At 61.2% G+C, this 23449-nt stretch carries 20 protein-coding genes; 8 read left to right on the forward strand and 12 right to left on the reverse strand.

What is annotated here, in order from left to right; translation table 11 throughout:
• Positions 1–201: 201 nt before the first annotated feature.
• The 7 genes from PSH81_RS19225 to PSH81_RS19255 all read right to left on the reverse strand — a co-directional run bounded on the left by PSH81_RS19225 (position 202) and on the right by PSH81_RS19255 (position 8618).
• Positions 202–1827: a flagellar hook-associated protein 3 gene (locus PSH81_RS19225; protein ID WP_305391308.1), complete on the reverse strand. Its 1626-nt coding sequence runs from the start codon at positions 1825–1827 to the stop codon at positions 202–204.
• Positions 1828–1841: 14 nt separating this feature from the next.
• Complete coding sequence (flgK, locus tag PSH81_RS19230; RefSeq protein WP_192297024.1) at positions 1842–3884, reverse strand: flagellar hook-associated protein FlgK; 2043 nt, start codon at positions 3882–3884, stop codon at positions 1842–1844.
• Positions 3885–3894: 10 nt separating this feature from the next.
• Positions 3895–5160 carry a flagellar assembly peptidoglycan hydrolase FlgJ gene (flgJ, locus tag PSH81_RS19235; protein ID WP_305391309.1) on the reverse strand — a complete coding sequence of 422 codons (1266 nt, stop codon included), beginning with the start codon at positions 5158–5160 and terminating at the stop codon, positions 3895–3897.
• 4 nt (positions 5161–5164) lie between these two features.
• Positions 5165–6277 carry a flagellar basal body P-ring protein FlgI gene (locus PSH81_RS19240; RefSeq protein ID WP_370694869.1) on the reverse strand — a complete coding sequence of 371 codons (1113 nt, stop codon included), beginning with the start codon at positions 6275–6277 and terminating at the stop codon, positions 5165–5167.
• 3 nt (positions 6278–6280) lie between these two features.
• Positions 6281–6976 (reverse strand): flagellar basal body L-ring protein FlgH, encoded by a 696-nt coding sequence (gene flgH, locus PSH81_RS19245; RefSeq protein ID WP_192297026.1) that lies wholly within the window; start codon positions 6974–6976, stop codon positions 6281–6283.
• Between the two features lie 53 nt (positions 6977–7029).
• On the reverse strand, positions 7030–7815 hold the full coding sequence (flgG, locus tag PSH81_RS19250; RefSeq protein WP_005790105.1) for a flagellar basal-body rod protein FlgG: 786 nt from the start codon (positions 7813–7815) through the stop codon (positions 7030–7032).
• A 62-nt stretch (positions 7816–7877) separates the two neighbouring features.
• Positions 7878–8618 carry a flagellar basal body rod protein FlgF gene (locus tag PSH81_RS19255; protein ID WP_305391310.1) on the reverse strand — a complete coding sequence of 247 codons (741 nt, stop codon included), beginning with the start codon at positions 8616–8618 and terminating at the stop codon, positions 7878–7880.
• A 600-nt stretch (positions 8619–9218) separates the two neighbouring features.
• On the opposite strand from PSH81_RS19255, the gene PSH81_RS19260 reads away from it, so the two are divergent.
• Complete coding sequence (locus PSH81_RS19260; RefSeq protein WP_305391311.1) at positions 9219–10385, forward strand: hypothetical protein; 1167 nt, start codon at positions 9219–9221, stop codon at positions 10383–10385.
• A gap of 71 nt (positions 10386–10456) precedes the next feature.
• On the opposite strand, the gene PSH81_RS19265 is transcribed toward PSH81_RS19260, so the two are convergent.
• Positions 10457–12010, reverse strand: a complete 1554-nt coding sequence (locus tag PSH81_RS19265) for a sigma-54-dependent transcriptional regulator (RefSeq protein WP_226454984.1) — start codon at positions 12008–12010, stop codon at positions 10457–10459.
• 257 nt (positions 12011–12267) lie between these two features.
• On the opposite strand from PSH81_RS19265, the gene phhA reads away from it, so the two are divergent.
• From phhA to PSH81_RS19280, 3 genes are all read left to right on the forward strand, one after another.
• A complete protein-coding gene (gene phhA, locus PSH81_RS19270; RefSeq protein WP_192297030.1) occupies positions 12268–13059 on the forward strand; it encodes a phenylalanine 4-monooxygenase in 792 nt (263 codons plus the stop codon).
• 99 nt (positions 13060–13158) lie between these two features.
• Positions 13159–13515, forward strand: coding sequence for a 4a-hydroxytetrahydrobiopterin dehydratase (locus PSH81_RS19275; RefSeq protein ID WP_017134918.1), 357 nt, complete (start codon positions 13159–13161; stop codon positions 13513–13515).
• The gene (locus PSH81_RS19280; RefSeq protein WP_305391312.1) at positions 13515–14708 is read left to right on the forward strand and encodes an amino acid aminotransferase; all 1194 of its coding nucleotides are present in this window, start codon (positions 13515–13517) and stop codon (positions 14706–14708) included. The genes PSH81_RS19275 and PSH81_RS19280 overlap by 1 nt, the downstream gene beginning before the upstream one ends.
• Positions 14709–14852: 144 nt before the next feature.
• Here PSH81_RS19280 and PSH81_RS19285 read toward each other — a convergent pair whose 3' ends face one another.
• Positions 14853–15662 carry a UDP-2,3-diacylglucosamine diphosphatase gene (locus PSH81_RS19285; protein WP_192297032.1) on the reverse strand — a complete coding sequence of 270 codons (810 nt, stop codon included), beginning with the start codon at positions 15660–15662 and terminating at the stop codon, positions 14853–14855.
• Between the two features lie 137 nt (positions 15663–15799).
• Between PSH81_RS19285 and PSH81_RS19290 the strand changes: the two genes are divergently transcribed.
• The 3 genes from PSH81_RS19290 to PSH81_RS19300 all read left to right on the forward strand — a co-directional run bounded on the left by PSH81_RS19290 (position 15800) and on the right by PSH81_RS19300 (position 17946).
• Positions 15800–16549 (forward strand): AraC family transcriptional regulator, encoded by a 750-nt coding sequence (locus PSH81_RS19290; protein ID WP_192297033.1) that lies wholly within the window; start codon positions 15800–15802, stop codon positions 16547–16549.
• 98 nt (positions 16550–16647) lie between these two features.
• The gene (locus tag PSH81_RS19295; protein WP_305391313.1) at positions 16648–17532 is read left to right on the forward strand and encodes a DMT family transporter; all 885 of its coding nucleotides are present in this window, start codon (positions 16648–16650) and stop codon (positions 17530–17532) included.
• A gap of 132 nt (positions 17533–17664) precedes the next feature.
• Positions 17665–17946 carry a hypothetical protein gene (locus PSH81_RS19300; protein WP_192297035.1) on the forward strand — a complete coding sequence of 94 codons (282 nt, stop codon included), beginning with the start codon at positions 17665–17667 and terminating at the stop codon, positions 17944–17946.
• Between the two features lie 33 nt (positions 17947–17979).
• Here PSH81_RS19300 and PSH81_RS19305 read toward each other — a convergent pair whose 3' ends face one another.
• Complete coding sequence (locus tag PSH81_RS19305; RefSeq protein ID WP_226454981.1) at positions 17980–18267, reverse strand: SelT/SelW/SelH family protein; 288 nt, start codon at positions 18265–18267, stop codon at positions 17980–17982.
• Between the two features lie 84 nt (positions 18268–18351).
• On the opposite strand from PSH81_RS19305, the gene PSH81_RS19310 reads away from it, so the two are divergent.
• Positions 18352–20541, forward strand: coding sequence for a patatin-like phospholipase family protein (locus PSH81_RS19310; protein WP_192297037.1), 2190 nt, complete (start codon positions 18352–18354; stop codon positions 20539–20541).
• Between the two features lie 134 nt (positions 20542–20675).
• Here the strand turns inward: PSH81_RS19310 and PSH81_RS19315 are convergent, their stop codons facing one another.
• Both PSH81_RS19315 and recQ read right to left on the reverse strand, forming a co-directional pair.
• Positions 20676–21110, reverse strand: a complete 435-nt coding sequence (locus PSH81_RS19315) for a MarR family transcriptional regulator (RefSeq protein ID WP_192297038.1) — start codon at positions 21108–21110, stop codon at positions 20676–20678.
• A 121-nt stretch (positions 21111–21231) separates the two neighbouring features.
• Positions 21232–23358: a DNA helicase RecQ gene (gene recQ, locus PSH81_RS19320; protein WP_192297039.1), complete on the reverse strand. Its 2127-nt coding sequence runs from the start codon at positions 23356–23358 to the stop codon at positions 21232–21234.
• Between the last annotated feature and the right edge of the window lie 91 nt (positions 23359–23449).

Genomic DNA, 23449 nt, shown 5'->3' on the forward strand with positions numbered 1-23449 from the left:
CCCCGCAAAAAACTCGCTGAAAGCCGCTGCGCAAGGACTCTGAGACGACTTATCCTTTTCACACGATACAGTGAAGATGCGCTTTATGACTCACAGGTCACTCAATTCTGTGTGGTTTATGCAAAACCTTCAAACAATTAAACCGCGTAAACGACAGCGGCCCAGCCTGTTTCCAGGCTGGGCCGCTGGGGATGACGCCGTTTACATCTTGTTGAACAGGCTCAACTGCGAGACTTTCACAAATGCCAGCTGCGAGGCTTCGAGCATGGTTTGCTGCAAGGTCAGGTTGATCGCGGCCTCACCCATATCGACGTTGGCCAGGGCACTCATAGTGCTGGTATTGGCCAGGCCGACACTGGTGTTTTCGCTGGACTGCACATTCAGCGCATTCTGCCGCGCACCGATGGAGCCACGCACGTTATCCACCTGGTCGGTTGAGCTGGTCAGGTTACTGACGGCAGCGTTCAAGGCGTCCTGCAGCTTGACCCGTGCACCGGGAATTCCATCCGCCGGTTGCTCCAGAGCAATGCGCAGCTGACTCAAGGTATCGAGGGCGCTCTGGGTTTTGTGGGTACTGGCACCGACCGAAAACTGATCGCCGACGTTCGGCGCGCCGCTCAGGCTGAACGTAACGCCCGCCGCCGTGATCGTCGGGCTCGGCGTGGCGGTCGCATCGATGACACCCGAATCAATCGCCTTGCTGTTGGGGGTGTAGGGCTGCGAAAACACCTCGTAGGCGTTCGGATCGGTATCGCTGAACTTGATCAGCACGCCACTGTTGGCCGGGAAGGTGCTGGCGTACTTGGCCGGGCTACTGACCGTGGCATTGGTCAGTTGCGTCGGCGACGTGTTACTCGCGGTGCGGGCGACGTTGAACGTGTCCGGCTTGGCCGAGAGCGTGAACTCACGCCCCTTGACCATCGCATCGGCATCCGGCCCGGAGGCCTTGTCGGTCAGGTCGACACTGATGTCGAACTTGACCCCACGCAGGTTGACGCTGGCACTGCCCTCCTTGGTAGAGTCGAACGTCCCGTTGCCCGGAAGCTGCGAGGTAATGTCGTTGCCGCCTTTATCCGTCACCACATACTGGGTGCTGCTGGTGAAGGTCAGCTTGTACGGCTGGCCGTCGGCGTACGACTTGTTGTATTCAATACCCGACGTCACCAGGCCCGCCGAAATGGCGACCTTGTGATCGTCCACTTGCGACGGAGTAGTCGCGGGCGGCACGGGTGCAGGCGTGGTGTACGTGGACTTCGTGCGGCTGTTGTTGACCGCGCCTTCCAGGATCGTCTTGCCCGTATCGCCGGTGCGTACGGTCAGCGTCTCGGACACTTGCAGGCTCAGCTCATTTTCGTCGCCCTGATAGTTGTAAGTACCATCATTGTTGCGCGAATACGGCGGCGTGTCGGTCTTGGAACCGGAGAACAGGTATTTGCCCGCCGCGTCCTTGCTGTTGAGCAAGCCCAGCAACTGATCCTCAAGAGCACCCACTTCAACGGAAATGGATTTGCGGTCCGCATCGCTGGTCACGCCACCGGCCTTCAAGGCCAACTGGCTGGCCGCCTGGAGGGTGGTGTTGATCGCATCCAGCACGCTTTCTTCGTTGGTCAGCGAACTCTGGATATTGGTGATGTTGCCGCTGTACTGCGCCAGCATGTCTTTCTGCTGTTGCAGCATCAGCAAACGCTGCGCGGCAACCGGATCATCGGCGGCGGTCTGCACACGCACGCCTGAACTCGCCTGCTGCTGCGCCTTGACCACGCTGGAATAGTTATCCGTATAGCGAGTCGCGCTGGTGTCGAAATACTGCTGTGTCGAAATGCGCATCGTCCCAGGCTCCCTTAAAGACTATTGATCAGCGTGCTGAAGGTTTCTTGCGCGGCCTTGATGATCTGCGACGACGCGGTGTAGTACTGCTGAAACTTGATCATGTCGCCTGCCTCTTCGTCCAGGTTGACCTGGGACACCGAGTTGCGCGCATTCTTGTTGGCCGTCAGCAGCGCGTTGGTCGCGGTGGTGTCGGTGGTGGCCGCGGCCGCCTTGGCGCCGACGGTGGACACCAGCTTGCTGTTGGCCCCCACCAGGCTGGTGCCACCGCTGCCATCGGCGGCTGTACCGACGGTCGCCTTGGTCTGCAGGTCCAGCAGTTTCTGGGCGTTGCGGTTGTCGGAAACGCCCGTGGCATTGAACGAAAACGAGGTGCTGTCACCGTCGGTCGGCGAGCCGCCGACCGTGGTGTCGAAGCTGAAGCTCTTGGCCGGGCTCACCAGCGTGCCATCCGCAGCGCGCATCGGCACGTTGATGGTGATCTTGTTGGCCTGCCCCGGGACGATGCTGCCGGAGCCGATCGGATCGCCCTGGGCGTTATTGATCGTGTAGCTCTGGGTGCCATCGGCCGCCGGTTTGCCAAAGACCATTTTCACTGGCATCGAGTGCTCGATACCCACTTGCAACTGCGCGGTCGCGGCACCGCCGGCGATGTCCAGAGGCACCGTCAGGGTTGGCGGCGTGAAGGTGCCGGTGCCCTGGTTGGTCTTGCTGCCCTCGCCGGACAATGGCGCGGCAAAGGCAATCTTGCTCGGGTCGGTAAGGACCGTGCCGATTTCCTTGGCGCCGTTGGCGGTCGGGCTGACCTTGAAGCTGTCGCCCGGCTGCATGGTGCCGGTCTTGAGGGTCAAGGCGAAACCGTCGATCACCGGCGCCGGCTGGGTCGGGTCCAGGGTGAAGTTACCCATGGCCTTGCCATCGGAACGCACCACGCTGTACTTGTCGGCTGCGGTGAAGGTCACCTTGTAATCGAAGTTGGTCAGCTTGCTGCTGTCCTTGATCGTCACGTTCAGGCCACCGTCGCCGGTGTTGGACGCCGATGCCACGCTGCGCTGGGCAATCGAGGCGACACTGTTGATGTCCTTGAACATCGCGGCACCGAACTCGCCGTTGAGGTCCAGGCCCTGGCCCAACTGGCTGTTGATCACGTCGGACGTCACCGTAGCGATGCGGCCCAGGTCATTGATGGCCGGCGTCAACACGTCGCTGCGATACCGCAGCAGGCCGCCGATGCTGCCACCACTGATCACGTTGCCCAGGTCGACCTTGGTGTTGCCGGCCATGTTCAACTGGATGGTGTATTGGCTTGCATCGCTGTCGCTCGGCACGGCGGAGATAGTGTTGGACTGGTCGCCCATCACCAGCGATTGGCCAGTGCCGGTGCTGACGCTGAACACGCCGTTCTTCTCGCTGGCGGTCACGCCGATCAGCTCATTGAGCGAGCGCACGGCTTCGGCACGCGCGTCCAGCAGGTTGGCCGGGGTAACGTTGCTCGAACCCTGAACCTGGTTGATCTGTTTGTTGAGGGACGCAATCGACGAGGTCAGCTGGTTGACCTGATCGCTCATGGAGGTCAGCTGACCGTTGATGGTCTCTTTCTGCGTGCTCAACTGGGTGGAAATCGCGTTGAAACGGTTGGTCAGGGTCTGCGCATTGGTCAGCAGGATCTGGCGCGCCGACGCATCGCTCGGGTTCGCCGAAGCCGTCTGCACCGCGGCGAAGAACGAACTGAGCACAGCGGACATGCCGGTGGTCTTGTCCGACAGGGTCTTGTCGACCGCACTTACCTGGTCCAGGTAGGCCTTGGCATCGCTGTTGAGCGAGGTGCTGTTCTGGTAGGCCGCGTCGAGGTATTCGTTATACACCCGGCGCACGTCGGCCAGGGTGGTGCCGCTGCCGATGAACACGCCGCCGTAAGGGTTCGACGCGTTGGCGCTCTGGGTAGTCTGCTGACGCGAATAGCCCGAGGTATTGGCGTTGGCAATGTTATTACTCAAGACCGACAACGATCCTTGAGCGGCATTGAGCCCTGACATCCCGATACTGAGCAAACTCATGGTTCAGACCTTATAAATGTGTGGTTGCGCCAGCGGCAGCGTAATTCTGGTAACTGTCCATCGTTTTGGCGATCTGCGAAATCTTGCTGGCATAGGCCGGGTCGGTTGCGTAACCGGCTTTTTGCAACTCGCGTACAAACTGTTCGGGGTTATCGGCCGATTTCACAACTTCTTTATAGCGATCATTGCTTTGCAGCAAGGTCACGAGGTCGTGGAAGCTGTCCTGGTACGAGGCGTAGGAACGGAACTGCGCCGTTTCCTTGACCATCGCGCCATCGCGGAACTCGCTGGTGATCGCACGGGCCTGACCGCCCTGCCAACTCTGGCCGGCCTTGATGCCGAACAGGTTGTGGCTGCTGCTGCCGTCTTCGGCACGCATTACCGATTTGCCCCAGCCGGTTTCCAGGGCGGCCTGGGCCACCAGGTACTTCGGATCGACGCCAATCCGCGCGGCGGCGGCCTTGGCCATCGGCAACATGGTGGCGACGAACTCATCCTGGGAACTGAAGGCTTTTTTCGCTGGCGCCAGCGGCGGCTGGGCGATGGCGCGGCCGTAGATCTGCATGCGATCGCTGGGCACGGCAAAGCTGCGCGTGGTGCTGTTGACCACATTGTCATCGGCAGCGCTGTTACGCAGCGGTGCAGCCTTGGCGACCGTGGTGTCGGTGCTGGGCACGATGCCGGCCAGCAGGCGGTCGGTGAGTTTGCTCGGCAAGGCGATGCGGCGCTGGTTCATCAGCTCCATATCGTTGACGTGAGCGCTGGCAGTGCCTTCGGGCACCGCGACGCGATAGGCCCACAATGGACGCTGGCCATTGGAGCGACCGAGTGCACCGTCGGCCTGGGTACCGGCACCAATTTCCGTCGGCACATCGACCTTCTTCACCGGCTCTGCCGCCGCCGGGCCCTGCAAGGTGGCCGCCTGGGCGTCCACCGGCTTGTTCTTCTGCATCTGGCGCATCAACACATCGGCCAGGCCGATACCGCCGCCTTCGCGGGACATCGACACCGCCAACTGCTGGTCGTACATTTCCTGATACTGCTTGGCCGCCGGCGTGTTCATCGGGTTGTCCTTGCCCAACGCCTCGGTGGCCGAACGCATGGACTTGAGCATTTCGCTGACGAACAACGACTCAAACTCCTGCGCCACCTTGCGCATGTTGCCTTCGCTGTTCTTGTCGGCGCCGACCTTGAGCTGGTTAAGCCTGCCCAAGTCGGAGTAAGACCCCGAGTCCGCCGTGCTGCTGATCCCGCTCTTGCGCATATCCATGGCCATGGCCTCAGATCACGATCAGGTCGGCTTGCAAGGCGCCGGCCTGTTTCAATGCTTCAAGGATCGCCATCAAGTCGCCGGGCGCTGCGCCCACCTGGTTCACCGCACGGACAATCTCATCCAGGGTGGTGCCGGGGCCGAATTTGAACATCGGCTTGGCTTCTTGCTGAGCGTTGACACGCGAGCGCGGCACCACTGCCGTCTGGCCGTTGGACAACGGCCCAGGCTGGCTGACGATCGGGTCTTCGGTGATGGTCACGGTCAGGCTGCCGTGGGTCACCGCCGCCGGCGAAACCTTGACGTTCTGGCCGATCACGATGGTGCCGGTACGCGAGTTGATGATGACTTTGGCCACCGCCTGGCCCGGGTCGACTTCAAGGTTTTCCAGGATCGACAGGTAGTCCACCCGCTGGCTTGGGTCCAGCGGCGCGGTCACGCGGATCGAGCCGCCGTCGATGGCCTGGGCCACGCCAGGGCCGAGCATGTCGTTGATCTTGTCAACCACACGCTTGGCGGTGGTGAAGTCGGAACGGTTGAGGTTCAGGGTCAGGCTATTGCCTTGGTTGAAGCCGCTCGGCACGGTGCGTTCCACCGTGGCGCCGCCAGGAATCCGCCCGGCCGACGGCACGTTGACGGTGATCTTCGAACCGTCGCGACCTTCGGCGTCAAACCCGCCCACCACCAGGTTGCCCTGGGCAATGGCGTAGACGTTGCCGTCGATACCTTTGAGCGGCGTCATCAACAGGGTGCCGCCCCGCAGGCTTTTCGAGTTACCGATGGACGACACGGTGATGTCCACCACCTGGCCTGGCTTGGAGAACGCCGGCAGGTCGGCACTGATCGACACGGCCGCGACGTTTTTCAGTTGCACGTTGCCCGAACCCGCCGGCACCTTGATGCCGAACTGCGAGAGCATGTTGTTGAAGGTCTGCAAGGTGAACGGGGTCTGGGTGGTCTGGTCACCCGTACCGTTGAGCCCCACCACCAGGCCGTAACCGATCAACTGGTTGGAACGCACGCCGGAGATGCTCGCGATGTCTTTCAGGCGCTCGGCCTGGGCGACGGCGCTCAGGGACAGCAAGAGTGCCGCTGCCATCAGCTGTTTGAGGTTCAAAGTCATCACCTAGAAAGGGAACAGCGGGCTAAGGAAGAAACGGTCGAACCAGCCCGGCTGACTTGCATCCGCAAACGAACCCGTACCCGAGTAGGTAATGCGTGCATCGGCAATCCGTGTGGACGGCACAGTGTTGTCGGTGGAGATGTCATCGGCACGGACCATGCCGGCAATGCGCACCAGCTCGTCACCGGTGTTGAGGGTCATCCACTTTTCACCGCGCACGGCGATGATGCCGTTGGGCAGCACATCGGCCACGGTGACGGTGATCGAACCGGTCAGGCTGTTGCCCTGCCCCGCCGAACTCTTGCCGTTGGTGGCGCGATCACCGCTGTAGCCGGCGCTCAGGCTCAGGTCGCCATCGCCCAGTGGGTTGTTGGTGTTGGGCACGGCACCGAACAACGAGGTCAGGCCGATACCGGTCTTGCTGGTCTTGCCGACCTGGGAGTTGGCATTCTTGCTGGCCTGAGTCTTCTCGTTCAGGGTGATGGTGATGATGTCACCGACCCGGAACGCCTTGCGGTCGCTGTACAGGTTCTGTTCGAAACCGGCCTGGTAGATCGAGCCATTGTTGGCCGCCGCCGGCAGCGGCGTGCGTGGCAACACCGGCGCGTAGTACGGGTCATTGGGTTTTGGCGTAGGGGCGACACAGCCCGCGAGCACGGTGATCCCACTCAATGCCAGAACAGAAACGTAGCGATTCATGACCCTTACCTCACGGTGTTGCAGGCGCCCTCAAGAGCGCCCCATAGACTTGATTACAGATTCTGCGTGACAAACGAGAGCATCTGGTCGGCGGTGGAAATCACCTTGGAGTTCATCTCGTAGGCGCGCTGGGTGGTGATCATGTTGACCATCTCCTCAACCGTGCTCACGTTGGAGGTTTCCAGGGTGCTTTGCAGCGTGGTGCCGAAACCGTTCAGGCCAGGGGTGCCGATTTGCGGCGCGCCGCTGGAGGCGGTTTCGAGGAACAGGTTGTTGCCCATGGCTTGCAGACCGGCCGGGTTGATGAAGTCGGCGGTTTGCAGGTTGCCGATCACTTGCGACGCCGGGTTGCCGGCTACGGTGATCGACACGGTGCCGTCGTTGCCGACGGTGAAGGTCTTGGCATCTGCTGGCACGACAACCGCAGGCTCCAGGGCGAAACCGTTGGCGGTCACGATCTGGCCGTTGGAATCCAGGTGGAAAGTACCGTCGCGGGTGTAGGAGGTAGTGCCATCCGGTTGCAGGATCTGGAAGAAACCACGGCCGTTGATCGCCATGTCCAGCGGCTGGCCGGTCTGTTGCAGGTTACCGGCACTGAAGTTCTTCTGCGTGCCGACGATCTGCACACCGGTACCCAGTTGCAGGCCCGATGGCAGTTCGCTGTCCTGGGTCGACTGGGCGCCCGGCTGCTTCTTGATCTGGTAGAGCAGGTCCTGGAACTCGGCGCGGTCACGCTTGAAACCCGTGGTCGACACGTTCGCCAGGTTGTTGGAGATGGTGGTCAGGTTGGTGTCCTGGGCGGACAGACCGGTTTTGGCAACCCATAGAGCCGGAAGCATGCTGTTCTCCTCTGTGCGCCTGTTTGTTGGCGCGGCGTGGCAAATTAATTAGTGGGCTGCAATCAGCTCATCTGCATGACGCGAGTCATGGCCTGGTCGTCTTCTTTGGCGCTGTTCATCATCTTGATGTGCAGCTCGAACTGCTTGGAAAGCGCGAGCACTGCGGTCATTTCTTCCACCGCATTGACGTTGCTGGCCTGCAAGAAGCCCGAGGTCAGCTTGACGCCCGCATCGGCCTGGGCCGGCTGGCCATCCTTGGTGTGGATGGTGCCGTCGAGGCCTTTGGTCATATTCTTCAGGTCAGGCTGGACCAGCTTGATCCGGTCCACTTCAGCCATGACGCGCGGGCCTTCGCCCATGGCGCGGATGCTGATGGTGCCGTCGGCGCCCACTTCGATTTTCTGCTGGGGTGGCACCGCAATCGGGCCACCGTTGCCCATGATCGGCATGCCGTTGCCGGCACGCAGCACGCCCAACGCATCGACGTTCATGCTTGCGCTGCGCACGTAGGCCTCGCTGCCGTCAGGGGTTTGCACGGCCATCCAGCCGTCGCCGCTGACGGCCACGTCAAGGTCACGGCCGGTTTCGATCATCGCGCCAGGGGTGAAGTCGGTGGCCGGGCGTTCGGTGAGGGCAAACGCCCGCGCCGGAAAGCTGTCACCAAACACCGGTATCGAACGCGCCTGTTCCAGGTCGCGCTGGAAACCATTGGTGGAAATGTTCGCCAGGTTGTTGGCATGGGCCTTCTGCGCCAGAGCATTCTGGCTGGCGCCGGTCATTGCCACATAAAGGTACTTGTCCACGCTCTATCCTCTTTCTGACGGACGCTTGCCGCCCACCGCTGTACTGATAAGGGATAAGCAATTTGCGAACCAACTTTCAAAATGGCGTAAAACGCCAATGAACACAGGGGGTTCAGGATTTTCCTCAAGCGTCGCGCCCAACAGACGAGTCGAAAAAACGGCGGAGTTATGCCGCTAACGGCAAACACCGGCGCCAAGGACCATCCCCCTCAAAAGATCTCGCCGCCCCAGCACAAACCAAGCCCGCGCATCCCGCAAAGTTGACTTGACTAATGCAACACAACCGAGACTTATTGATATAAATCTCAGGCCCTCTCTATTTATTATTTCAAAAATCACACGCACTGCGAAAACCGCCACCTCCACACACTCGCACAATTAGTTAAGGCATGTGTTTTAACTTGCATTCCACGACGCGCTGATAAGGCGCACTATTTTCCAATCGCGACCGGCACACAATTACATTTCCTCAAAAAAGCTCCCTTGCCGCACTTTTCCACCCGGCGTAACTTCCTCCCACCGCCCAACCGGCGGCGACCACTTACAACACCCAAGTCACTCCGCAATACACACTTATCCTCTTATACAAGGCCCACAAACATGTTTAGAGTTAACGACAACCCTTCAATCTATTTCAGGGAGCCTTACTTCCCAAACAACCGCGACAGTCACTACGACCGACGCGATACTTACCGCACGTATACCGAACCCCATTACCACCGCTGCGATCGCGACCATAACGCAAACGGAGACTTTCCGGAGTTCGGACCGGATCGCGGGTACCGCCACGACCGTAGGCTCCCCGACACCCATCGTGACTGGGACCACCGTTTCGACCGTCGACTGCCCGATACCCGCCATGACCGGGACTACCACCCCCATCGTCGATTACCCGAAACCCGTCATGACCGGGACTACCACCCCCATCGTCGACTACCCGAAACCCGTCATGACCGGGACTACCACCCCGACCGTCGACTGCCCGATACCCGCCATGACCGGGACTACCACCCCGACCGTCGACTGCCCGATACCCGCCATGACCGGGACTACAACCCCGACCGTCGACTGCCCGATACCCGCCATGAGCGGGACTGCCACCCCGACCGTCGACTGCCCGATACCCGCCATGACCGGGACTACAACCCCGACCGTCGACTGCCCGACTCTCGTCGCGTCCCGGACGTTCGCCCTGCCCTCGACACATCTCAAACCACCCGGACCATTGAGGCAATAGGTCAATTACTCGACCGTATACCCAATCGAAAAACAGAGTTCGACCACGGTATTACGTCCGATGACATCCGAGCCGGCAAGTATGGAACGCTCCCACCAAACGCAAGGAAGGAGCTTGAAAAACTGGACGAAGGTCAAAACTACCGACTGGTCATTCTAAGTAGCGAAAAAGGTTTGGAGTCCGCCTGGATACCCACTGACGAGAACAAGCCCACCTTGACCCAACCGCTGAACGACGACGCTTCCAGGAAAAACATCGGACACCCAATATGGGACTTGCCAAACATAATTAAAACCAACGCAAACTCCATCAATCTTGGTGTAACTTCAGACGACTTAAAAAAAGGCGTACATGGCAAACTTTCACCAGAAATAAAGAAGAGCATGGACCTACTGACGCAAGGTAAAAACTATTCACTGGTCTCACTCCCCGATTACATGGGAAATGATACCTCCCTGCTCGTATGGGAAGAAAAAGGCAATCGAGACAACTACGTGCCCATTGGTTCTGTAGATGAGCGCTCACACTGATACCGCTCACGCACGCTAATTTGAACACTGCGCACCTTGCGTAGTGTTCAGCGCGCAACCCTATGGAACCGTTACTTGGTCACATGATGGTCCCGCAACTTATTGGCAATCGTGGTATGCGAAACCCCTAGCCGTTTACCTAACTGCCGGCTGCTGGGGTGTTCTGCGTACAGCGCCTCCAGCACCGCCTTCTCGAACCGTCCGACAATCTCTTCCAACCCACCCTCCAGGGAAAAATCGCCAAGGGGTTGACGCACCCCATAGTCCGGCAACCGAATATGCTCAACCTTCACTGTACCGCCCTCGCACAACGACACCGCCTGGAACAGCACGTTTTCCAGCTGCCGCACGTTGCCCGGCCAGTGGTAATGGCTGAGGCGCTCCATGGCCGCCGGCGCCAGCTTGGGCAGCGGGCAACCAATCTGGCGGCTGGCCTGGTCAAGGAAGTGATCAACCAATGGTGCCAAGCCATCCAGGCATTCGCGCAGCGGCGGGATATGCAGCGACAGCACGTTGAGCCGGTGGTAAAGGTCCTGGCGGAACTCACCACGGGCGCAGAGTTCCGACAAGTCCACTTGAGTCGCGCAGATCACCCGCACATCCAAGTAGACCTCTTCATCACTGCCCACACGCCGGAAGCAACCGTCCTGCAGGAAGCGCAGCAACTTCACCTGCAAGCGCGCACTCATTTCCCCGACACCATCGAGAAACAACGTCCCCCCCGCCGTCAGCTCCAGCAGCCCCAGCTTGCCTTCAGCCCGTGCGCCTTCAAATGCACCTGGGCCGTAACCGAACAATTCGGTCTCGGCCATCGACTCCGGCAAACCCGCGCAGTTGAGGGCCATCAACGGCGACTGCCCACGCGGGCTGGCCAGGTGGCAGGCACGCGCGAGCAATTCCTTGCCGGTGCCGGTTTCGCCTTCTATTAATAGCGGCGCATCCAGCGGTGCCATGCGCCGGGCCTCGCGGACCACGGCGGCCATGACCTTGGAGCTTTGGAAGATGCTGTCGAAACCGCGCAGCTCCTGCTTGCGTACGTTATAGATGCGCTCACCGACCCGATCGGCTCGGTGCAGGGTCAACACGGCACCGGCCATGGCTTCGCTGTCATCGTGCTCGGAAGATTGCAGCGGCGCGATGTCCGCCAGAAACACGTCGCCCTTGACCTTGACCCGCAGCCCGTTGATCCGCGATTTGCTCGCGCGCACCAGCTCCGGCAAATCGAAATCCTCGGCGTAGCGCGACAGCGGAATGCCCGGCACCTCATCCACCCGCACGCCCAGCAACTGCGCCGCGGCGCGGTTGGCGGCGACGATGGAGCCGCCCATGTCGATGGAAAGCACCGGGAACTCCAGGGCGCCAAGCAGCGCATTGAGCTCCATATGCCGACGTTCGCTGGGCATCAGCCCTACCCTTTTCACACCAAACACCCCGGCAATCGCCTCGAATTGCGGGCGCAATGCCTGGAACTGCATGTTCACCAGGTTCGGGCAGAACAGATAGATGGCGTTGCCATGCTCACCGCCCACCTCGCCTTTGGCGACGTTGACGCCGTACTCCACCAGCAGGTTGAGGATGTCCCGCAGGATGCCGATGCGGTTCTGGCAGTGCACTTTGATACGCATGAAAAGACCCGAAAGGTGGGGAGGCGCCGCGTCTTTTTGTCGCTGGGCGCAGATAGTCGTCAAGATTATGTGACAGCTTGTGAGCTTTTCCCAGCCCAATGCAGCGCCAGACGCCACAAGCGTAACGATTACTTTACGAAAACCAGCGTATTTTCCTACACACCGTCGTCAGAGGCGGATGGATTCTTGCCCACGCCGGGTTATCAATAGAGGCACAGCAGGACATAACAAGAACGAATGCCTAGCAGGAGAGCCGTATGAAGCAGACGCAGTACGTGGCCCGCGAGCCCGATGCGCAAGGTTTTATCCACTACCCGCCGGAAGAACACGCGGTGTGGAACACCCTGATCACGCGCCAGTTGAAAGTGATCGAGGGTCGCGCCTGCCAGGAATACCTGGACGGCATCGACAAGCTCGGCCTGCCCCTGGACCGTATCCCGCAGTTGGGCGAGGTCAACAAAGTGCTGGCCGAGACCACCGGCTGGCAAGTCGCCCGCGTGCCGGCACTGATCCCCTTCCAGACCTTCTTCGAATTGCTCGCCAGCAAACAGTTTCCGGTAGCGACGTTCATCCGTACCCGTGAAGAGCTGGACTACCTGCAAGAACCGGATATTTTCCACGAGATCTTCGGCCACTGCCCGCTGCTGACCAACCCCTGGTTCGCCGAATTCACCCACACCTATGGCAAGCTCGGCCTCGCGGCCACCAAGGAGCAACGGGTGTACCTGGCGCGGCTGTACTGGATGACCATCGAGTTCGGCCTGGTCGATACGCCCGCCGGCCTGCGCATCTACGGTGGCGGCATTTTGTCGTCGCCCAAGGAGACGGTGTACAGCCTGTCGTCCGAACCCGAGCACCAGGCCTTCGATCCGCTGGAAGCGATGCGCACGCCGTATCGCATCGACATCCTGCAACCGCTGTACTTCGTATTGCCCGAGCTCAAGCGTCTGTTCGAAGTCGCGCAGGAGGACATCATGGGCATGGTCGAGCGCGGCATGCAGCTGGGTCTGCACGCGCCCAAGTTCCCGCCCAAACCCAAAGCCGCCTAAACCTCGGTTTTTTGCGCCAGGTGAGTCTGTTCCCTGGCCCCGCGTTGCTTTAGGGTGACGCCACTGACCTTCAAATACTCGAATTCAGGACACTTTCACATGACCACCTTGAACCAAGCCCACTGCGAAGCCTGCCGCGCCGACGCCCCGCAAGTCAGCGACGAAGAACTGCCGGTGCTGATCAAGCAGATCCCCGACTGGAATATCGAAGTGCGCGACGGCGTGATGCAGTTGGAAAAGGTCTTCCTGTTCAAGAACTTCAAATTCGCCCTGGCCTTTACCAACGCCATGGGTGAAATATCGGAAGCCGAAGGCCACCACCCAGGCCTGCTCACCGAGTGGGGCAAAGTCACCGTGACCTGGTGGAGCCACTCCATCAAGGGCCTGCACCGCAACGACTTCATCATGGCCGCGCGCACCGACGAAGTGGCCAAGGACGCCGAGGGCCGCAAGTAATGCATTTTGATGCGATTGACCGCGTGCCCGGCGACCCAATCCTCGGGCTGATGGACCTGTATGCCCAGGACAGCAACCCGCACAAATTCGACCTCGGCGTAGGTGTGTATAAAGACGACCAGGGCCTGACGCCGATTCCCCACTCGGTAAAACTCGCCGAACAGCGCCTGGTGGACACGCAAACCACCAAGACCTACATCGGCGGCCACGGCAATGCCGCCTTCGGCACGTTGATCAGCCAACTGGTGCTCGGCAGCGACTCCACGCTGATCCACGCCCGCCGCGCCGGCGCCACCCAGACCCCGGGCGGCACCGGTGCCCTGCGCCTGAGCGCCGACTTCATCGCCCACAGCCTGCCCGGCCGTGGCGTATGGCTGAGCAACCCGACCTGGCCGATCCACGAAAGCATCTTCGCCAAGGCCGGGCTCAAGGTCAGCCACTACCCCTACGTGGGCGCGGACAATCGCCTGGATGTGGCAGCGATGCTCGAGACCCTCGCCACCATCCCCCACGGTGATGTGGTGCTGCTGCACGCATGCTGCCATAACCCGACTGGGTTCGACCTGTCCCAGGATGACTGGCGCCAGGTGTTGCAGATCGTGCGCGAACGCCGGTTACTGCCCCTGATCGACTTCGCCTACCAGGGCTTTGGCGATGGCCTGGAGCAAGACGCCTGGGCGGTGCGGTTGTTTGCCGCCGAGCTGCCGGAAGTGTTGATCACCAGTTCCTGCTCGAAGAACTTCGGCCTGTACAGCGACCGTGTCGGCGCGCTGATCGTGTGCGCGGCGGATGCCGAAAAGCTGACGGATGTGCGCAGCCAACTGGCGAATATCGCGCGCAACCTGTGGTCGACACCGCCGGATCACGGCGCCGCGGTGGTCGCGACCATCCTCGGTGATGCTGGCCTGAAACAGCAGTGGAGCGAAGAAGTCGAAGCCATGCGTTCACGGATCGCGCACCTGCGCTCCGGCTTGGTCGAGGCCTTGGCCCCCCACGGTCTGGCCGAGCGTTTTGCTCATATTGGTGCGCAGCGCGGGATGTTTTCCTACACCGGTTTGAGTGCCGAGCAGGTCAAGCAACTGCGCGAGAAGCACAGCGTGTATATGGTCAATTCGGGGCGGGCCAACGTTGCCGGGATTGATGCGACGCGGTTGGCGCTGCTTGCCAAAGCGATCGCCGACGTTTCCAACTGACAAAACCCAGAGCTGGCCTGTGTGGGGGCTGGCTTGTGTGGGAGCTGGCTTGCCTGCGATAGCGGTGTGTCAGCCCCACATTTTTCACTGATAGACAGCTATCGCAGGCAAGTTACCTCCCACATTTTGACCGAGGACAACCTTTCAGCCAGCAACCATTTCGGCCTTGAGCTGCGCCTCTTTGGCCTGCGCATCCGCCAACCGATACAACTCGATCTGCCCATCCCAGTGCTCGATCAGCGCCGTGCACGACTCCACCCAATCCCCGCAATTGAGGTAGTCCACCTCGCCCACCTTGCGAATCTCCGCATGGTGGATATGCCCGCACACCACCCCGTGCAACTCACGCTTGGTGACCTCATGGGCGATGGCTTCTTCGAAATCGCTGATGAAGTTCACGGCCGTCTTCACCTTGTGCTTCAGATACGCCGACAGCGACCAGTAACCGTAGCCATACCGCGCGCGCCAGTGATTGAGCCAGCGGTTCAGCGTGAGGGTGAATTCGTAGGCCGAATCGCCAAGGAACGCCAGCCAGCGGTGATAACGGGTGATCACGTCAAACTGGTCACCGTGGATCACCAGCAGATGGCGACCGTCGGCCGTCACGTGCACCGCTTCGTCGACCAACTGGATATTGCCCAGGATCAGCTTCGAATAACGGCGCAGGAATTCGTCATGGTTGCCGGTGACGTAGATCACTTCAGTGCCACGCTTGGCCATGGTCAGCAGGCGACGGATCACATTGGTGTGAGCCTGGGGCCAATACATGCCGCCGCGCAGTTTCCAGCCATCGATAATGTCGCCCACCAGATAGATTTTGTCGGCCTGGTAGCCCTTGAGGAATTGCGACAGATGTTCGGCCTGGCAATCCCGGGTGCCCAGGTGCACGTCGGAAATCCACAGGGTACGCACCCGTTGCTTGCGGCTGGGCTTGATCAACTCGGCACTGGTCATGGGTGTCCCTCGACGGTGTTTTCGCGAGCTTGCGCCAGGGCGATTAATAGCCCATGACAACTGTGCGTCAGTCTGATGACAGCGCCCGCAAGACGCGAAGCGTTGTAGACTGCGACAGCCTGCCCCAGGAGACCGCGATGAGACCGATCCTCACGCTACGCCATTACACCACCGCCCCGATTGCCCACAGCCACGAGCATGCGCAACTGGTGTTCGGCCTGTCCGGGCACCTGGATTTCGAGGTCGATGGCCGTGGCAGCCAGGTGCGGGAAAGCAGCGTGATGGTGCTGCCCTACGACGCCCACCACGCCTGCGACAGCCGCGACGGCAGCCGCTGCCTGGTGCTGGACGTGCCCACCGAGCACTGGGTGCTGCAATCCTTGGGCGAGCACGCCGACGCCAGCCGCCGCCTGCTCGATCAACCGGCGCGCCTGGCCTTGGACGCCCGGCAACACCAACTGGTGCAATGGCTGGCCCGCAGTCCGGTGGACGACCCGCTGATCGTGCAGCAAGGCGCGGTGTTGCTGCTGGCCAGTCTCAATCATCCCCAGGAGCAGCCGCTGGCGGGCAAGCGCCTGCCGTATGCCGCGTTCAATGCGCACATCGAACGCCATGTCGCCCATCCCTTGCAGGTCGCCGACCTCGCACGCATCGCCGACCTGTCGGTGCCGCGCCTGCATGCGCGGTTCGTGGCTGAATGCGGGCAGACGCCCATGGACTACATCCGCAGCCGACGCCTGCAACTGGCCCTCGGTTTGCTGCGAAGTACCCCGCTGCCCATCGGCGAAATCGCCGAGCGAGTCGGCTACAGCTCGCAAAGCGCGTTTGCCGCCGCGATGCTGCGCGAGTTTGGCGCTTCGCCAGGCGCGCTGCGACGTTCAGCGTAGAAGAGTCCTGCGCTAAAAATCGCGAGTCGTACGACAGACACCCACGCCTGCAACCCCCTAGACTGGGCTTCTGTCACCTCGTTGTTTCAAGGATCGCAATGACTCCCCGTTCAGCCCTCGGCGCCCTGCATATCGGCGCATTGATGTTTGGCCTCACCGGCGTATTCGGCAAGCTGGCGGCGGCGTCGCCGGCCATTATCGTGTTTGGTCGCGCCGCGTTCGCCGTGCTGGCCCTGGCGGTGTTCGCGCGCTTGGCCAGCAATGCCCCCTGGAAACACCTGGAAAGCCGCGACTGGCGCCGGCTGCTGGTCAGCGGCGTATTGCTGGCGGCGCATTGGGTGACGTTCTTCATGGCGGTCAAGGTCGCCGGCGTGGCCGTTGCCACGCTGGGCTTTACCGCGTTCCCGGCGTTTACCGTGATCCTCGAAGGGCTGATCTTCCGTGAACGCATCCGCGCCAACGAAGTGCTGCTGGTGGTGCTGGTCAGCATCGGCCTGGTGTTGGTCACGCCAGACTTCAACCTCGCCAGCGCGGCCACCGGCGGCTTGCTCTGGGGCATCGCGTCGGGGCTGCTGTTTTCCCTGCTGTCGCTGAACAACCGCGCCAGCTCCGGACGGATTCCGGCGGTGCAGGCGGCGCTGTGCCAGAACGTGGTGGTCGCCGCCCTGCTCTTGCCCGTGGCGGCGCCTGGTCTGGCGGACGTGCGGGGCATTGATTGGCTGTGGATCGGCCTGCTCGGGGTGTTCTGCACCGGCCTGGCCCACAGCCTGTTTGTCGCCAGCCTCGCGGTGATCAAGGCGCGCACCGCGTCGGTGGTGTTCGCCATGGAACCGGTCTATGGCATCACCGTGGCCTGGCTGCTGTTCGCCGAAACCCCGACCTTACGCATGTTGCTCGGTGGCCTGCTGATCATCGTCGCCATTGTGCTGTCGGGGCTGATGGGCAGTGCGAGCCAGGCCAAACAACCCGCGACAACGGCCTGATCTATACTTTAAACATCCGCAACAGCCAGTAGTCGTTCAACGGGTACCCGACAGCTCGACGACAGCCCTGGTGTTTTCCGAAGTTGCTGCTAGCGAGTGGTCACCCCATTAACGCGATGCAGGAGCTTTACCATGGAAATGCTCATCAACTTGTTGGTTCAAATCATCAGCGGCGCAGTCGGTGGCAACATCGCCGGCATGACCAAACAAAGTATGGGGACCGGGCTCAACACCTTTCTCGGCGGTATCGGCGGATTGGTACTGGGCCAGATTGTTTCGGCGCTCACCGGCACCGCCGGCACCGAAGCACTGGATGTGGCAGCGGTCGGCAGCAATATCGTCGGCGGTGGCGTCGGCGGGTTGGTGCTGACGTGGGTCATCGGCTTCATCAAGCAAAAGCTCGACGCCAAATAGGTGCCCGGCCACCGCCCTCTGGGGCGGCGGCCTTTACGGCGTGCGGTCGTTGTGCCCGAGGTCGCGTTGCGGGTCGATCCTGTCGCGCACGCGCTGCTTGAGTACCTTGGCTTCGGGGAAACCGCCATCAAGCTTGCGCTCCCAGATCTGCACGCCGTCGCAGGTGATGCGAAATGCGCCACCTGTGGCCGGCTCCAGCGCCACCCTGCCCAAGTCATCGGCGAAGGTGCTCAACAGTTCCTGGGCCAGCCACGCGGCGCGCAACAGCCACTGGCATTGGGTGCAATAGGTGATGACGATCTCGGGTTTGCGCGTGGACATTTTTTGACAGGCTCCTGGCGTAACGGGCTCGGGGGTTCGGGTGGCTATAATACCGGCCTTTATCGCCCAGCCCCGAGATTCACGATGCGCCGCCTGTTGTCCTGCCTACTGCTGTGCCTGCTCCCCCTCCTCGCCCAAGCCGTTGAAAGCCCACGCCCGAAAATCGGCCTGGTGCTCTCCGGCGGCGCCGCCCGAGGCCTGTCGCACATCGGCGTGCTCAAGGCCCTGGAAGAACAGGGCATCCAGATCGATGCCATTGCCGGCACCAGCATGGGCGCGGTGATCGGCGGGCTGTACGCCTCCGGCTACAAGATCGACGAGCTGGAAAAGCTCGCGCTGAGCATCGACTGGCAACAGGCCCTGTCCGACGCGCCGCCACGGGAAGACGTGCCGTTCCGGCGCAAGCAGGATGACCGCGATTTCCTGATCAAACAGAAACTCAGCTTTCGCGACGACGGCAGCCTGGGCTTGCCACTGGGTGTGATCCAGGGCCAGAACTTGGCGTTGCTGCTGGAAAGCATGTTCGCCCACGCCAGCAACACGCGAAATTTCGACAAGCTGCCGATCCCGTTTCGTGCCGTAGCCACCGACATCACCACCGGGGAAAAAGTGGTATTTCGCAAGGGCCATCTGCCCCAGGTGATCCGCGCCAGCATGTCGATCCCGGCGGTGTTCGCCCCGGTGGAACTGGACGGCCGACTGCTGGTGGACGGCGGCATGACCGACAATATCCCGCTGGATGTGGCGCGGGAGATGGGCGTGGATATCGCCATCGTGGTGGACATCGGCACCCCGCTACGTTCGCGCAAACAACTGGCAACGGTGGTGGACGTACTCAACCAATCCATCACCCTGATGACCCGGCGTAATTCCGAAGAACAGCTCAAGGACCTGCACCCCAAGGACGTGCTGATCCAGCCGCCCCTGGCCGCCTACGGCGTGACCGACTTCGGCCGCGCCAAGGACATGATCGACGCCGGCTACCGCGCCACCCGCGCCCTCGACTTACGCCTGGCGCACCTGCGTCCCGCCGCCCCCATCGACGCGCAATTGATCGCTGCACGCACACCGGGCGAGCGCACGCCAGTGATTACCGCGATCAACGTGGAAAACGACTCCAAGGTCAGCGACGACGTCATCCGCTACTACATTCGCCAACCCTTGGGCGAACCGCTCAACCTGGGGCGCCTGCAAACCGACATGGGCACCTTGTACGGCCTGGATTACTTCGAGCAAGTGCAATATCGCGTGGTGAAAAAGGGCCAGGACAACACCTTGGTCATCAGCGCACGGGGCAAGCGCGCCGGCACCGACTACCTGCGCCTGGGCCTGAACCTGTCGGACGACATGCGCGGCGACAGCGCCTTCAACCTCGGCGCCAGCTACCGCATGAACGGCATCAACCGCCTCGGCGCCGAATGGCTGACGCGCGTGCAGATCGGTGATCGCCAGGAGCTGTACAGCGAGTTCTATCAGCCGCTGGATACCGGTTCACGCTACTTCGTCGCGCCTTATATCAGCGCCCAGGCGCAGAACGTGGAACTGATCCTCGATAACGACCCTATCTCCGAATACCGCCTGGAACGCTACGGCTTTGGCTTGAACCTGGGGCGCCAGATCGGCAACAGCGGCGAAATCCGCTTTGGCGTCGGCGAAGCCTGGGGCAAGGCGGATGTGCGCATCGGCGACCGCGACCTGCCGAGCGTGAGCTTCAGCGAAGGCTTCTATGAGCTGAAGTACTCCTTCGACTCCCTGGATAACGTGTACTTCCCCCACACCGGCGAAGACATCGGCCTGGCCTACCGGGAATTCGAACCGGGGCTCGGCTCGGACCAGCGCTACCGCCAGTGGGAATTCAAGCTGGACAAGGCCATGAGCAGCGGCCCAGACACCCTGATCCTGGGCGGGCGCTACGGGCGTACGCTGGATAAATCCGACGTGGTGATTTCCAGCTTCCTGCTGGGTGGCGCGCGACAGTTGTCGGGGTTTCGCGAAGATGCCATCTCGGGACAGAACATCAGCCTGATGCGCGCGGTGTATTACCGCCGGCTGACGCCGCGCTCGTACTTGCCGCTGGATTTCCCACTGTACCTGGGTGCGTCAGTGGAACGCGGTCGGGCGTGGAACAACGATAACGAGTTCGACAGTGGGTATATCAACGCGGCGAGCGTTTTCCTGGGCTTCGATACGCCGTTGGGGCCGCTGAATTTCAGCTATGGGTTCAATGATGACAATCAGAAGGCGGTGTACCTGAACCTGGGCCAAACCTTCTAGAAAGCCGAACACAAAACCAAATGTGGGAGCGGGCTTGCCGCGAAAGCGGTGGCTCAGCCAATGAATCTGTTGACTGACACACCACATTCGCGAGCAAGCCCGCTCCCACAGTTTGATCTTAGTCGTATCCGAAATCAGGACTTTTCCAGGTTCGCCAGGATGTGCCCGTGCACCCGCATGCACACGCGCATATCCTCTTCATCCACACCTACAAACAGCTCACGGCGCAATTGCGTGGCAATTGTCTCGATCTGGTCGATCAACGGGCGCGCGGTATCACACAGCAGGATACGCTTGGCACGGCGGTCTTCGACCACAGCCTGGCGTTGCACCAGGCCTTGGCTTTCCAGGCTGTCGAGCAGCCTGGCCAAAGTTGGCCCTTCTACGCCGACACTTTGTGCCAGCTCACGCTGGGTAGGGGCTTCTTCGAACCGGGCCAGGTGCAACAGCACCAGCCAGCGTGCCTGGGACAACCCCAGCCCCGCCAGACGGCGATCCAGTTCGGCGCGCCAACCTCGGGACATTTGCGCCAACTGCATGCCAAAGCGGTGTTGATCGGTTAACGGCATAAAAAACTCATGGTTTAGACTGAAAATAAAGTGTGGCTAATTATTAGTCAGCTAAGCATGAGCCCTGCCAACAGGCAAGAGGTGCTATGTACTGATTCGTTACATTGTCGTAATTGGCACACTAAATTTCGAATTCAGACTGCAATGCGGCACGTACGCAGTACAAAACCCCTTCAGGCACACGCCCGGTGAACAACGGCGCGATCTCCGCCACAGGTGGCAATTCGCCCTCTCCGTCAAGGAACGCGTCCTGGATTTCGCCGAGCAGATCCTCCGGCAGATCAAGTGCCTGTTCCAGCGACAGCTGCTGGGCGCCAATGGACTCCGCCAAAAGGGTGTAGACGTTCTTCTCCGAACATTGCAACTGGCCAGCGATCTGGATCGGCGTCATGCCGGCGCGCGCCAGGCTGATCAGTTCGTGGCGAATATCCGCGACTTCCTTCGGCGCTTCGGCCTGGCCACCGAGCACTTCGAGGAACGCCTGCCCATAACGCTCCAGCTTGCGCGCACCCACGCCACTGACCCGGGCCATTTGCGCCATCGTTGTCGGCTGCTCGCGCAGCATCTCCAGCAAGGTGGAGTCGGGGAAGATGACGTACGGCGGCACGCTGTGTTCCTGGGCCAATTTGCGCCGCAGGGTGCGCAAGGCTTCCCACTGTTCACGCTCTTCGCCACGCACCAGTTGGCTGGCCTGGCTGGTGCTGGTCTTCGCAGTGGTTTGCGGCTTGAGGTCGCGGCGTAATTCAAGGCTGACTTCGCCCTTGAGCAGCGGCCGGCAACTGTCATTCAAGCGCAGGCCGCCATAGCCCTCGATGTCGATGTCCACCAGGCCACGCGCGACCATCTGCCGGAACAGCGAGCGCCACTCCCCTTCGGCGCGGGCCTTGCCAACGCCATAGACCGAGAGTTTTTCATGACCGAAGCTGCGGACCTTTTCGTTGTCCTTGCCCAGCAGCACATCCACCAAATGGCCAACGCCATAACGCTGGCCGGTGCGATAGATGGCGGACAAGCCCTGGCGTGCCGGCTCGGTGGCATCCCAGGTCTGCACGCCATCGGTGCAGTTGTCACAATGGCCACAGGGCTCGGGCATGTCTTCGTCGAAATAGGCGAGCAACGTCTGGCGGCGGCAGCGGGTTTCTTCACACAGCGAGAGCATGGCGTCGAGCTTGTGCTGTTCCAGGCGCTTGTGACGCTCGTCGCCTTCGGAGTTTTGCAGCATCTGCTTGAGCATCACCACGTCTTGCAGGCCGTAGACCATCCACGCATCCGCCGGCAGGCCGTCACGGCCCGCACGGCCGGTTTCCTGGTAGTAGGCCTCAAGGGACTTGGGCAGGTCCATGTGCGCCACAAAGCGCACGTTGGATTTGTCGATCCCCATGCCAAACGCAATGGTGGCGACCATGATCAGGCCTTCCTCGTTGAGGAAGCGCTTCTGGTGCGCCGAACGCGTTTCGTTGGGCAGGCCTGCGTGGTACGGCAACGCCGGGTAGCCCTGCTCGCAGAGGAACGCCGCGACTTCATCGACCTTCTTGCGCGACAGGCAATAGACGATGCCCGCATCGCTGCGCCGCTCGGAGAGGAACGCGAGCAGCTGCTTGCGCGGCTGCTCCTTGGGCACGATGCGGTAGAAAATATTCGGGCGGTCGAAGCTCGACAGGAAACGCTCGGCGTTCTGCAAATGCAGGCGCTCGACGATTTCTTCGCGGGTCCGTTTGTCGGCAGTGGCGGTCAGGGCGATACGCGGCACATCGGGAAACAGCTCGGCCAACTGGCCCAGTTGCAGGTATTCGCGCCGGAAATCGTGGCCCCATTGCGATACGCAGTGGGCTTCATCGATGGCGAACAGGGCGATTTCCAGGCTCTGCAGGAACGCCAGCATGCGCGGCTGTACCAGGCGCTCGGGCGCCAGATAGAGCATCTTCACCTCACCGCGCTTGATCCGCGCGGCAAGGTCGCGCTGCTGTTCGGCGCTGAGGGTGGAGTTCAAGGACGCTGCGGCGACGCCCAGTTCTTCGAGGGTCGCAACCTGGTCGTCCATCAACGCGATCAGCGGCGACACCACCACCGCCAGCCCGTTGCGCAACAGCGCCGGCACCTGGAAGCACAACGACTTGCCGCCGCCGGTAGGCATCAGTACCAGGGCATCACCGCCACTGGCCACGCGCTCAATGATCGCACCCTGGCGGCCACGAAAACTGTCGTAGCCGAAGATGTCCTTGAGGACGCGTTGAGCCTGCTCGAGCATGTAAAACTCCAAAATATCGCCGAAATCCCTCTGTACAGGCTGGCCGAAAAAATCCGTCCTCACGGGAAATAATCCGTAAGCGAAGTTTTCG

The sequence above is a fragment of the Pseudomonas sp. FP2335 genome (assembly GCF_030687535.1).
In the GTDB taxonomy this organism is placed as follows: Bacteria; Pseudomonadota; Gammaproteobacteria; order Pseudomonadales; family Pseudomonadaceae; genus Aquipseudomonas.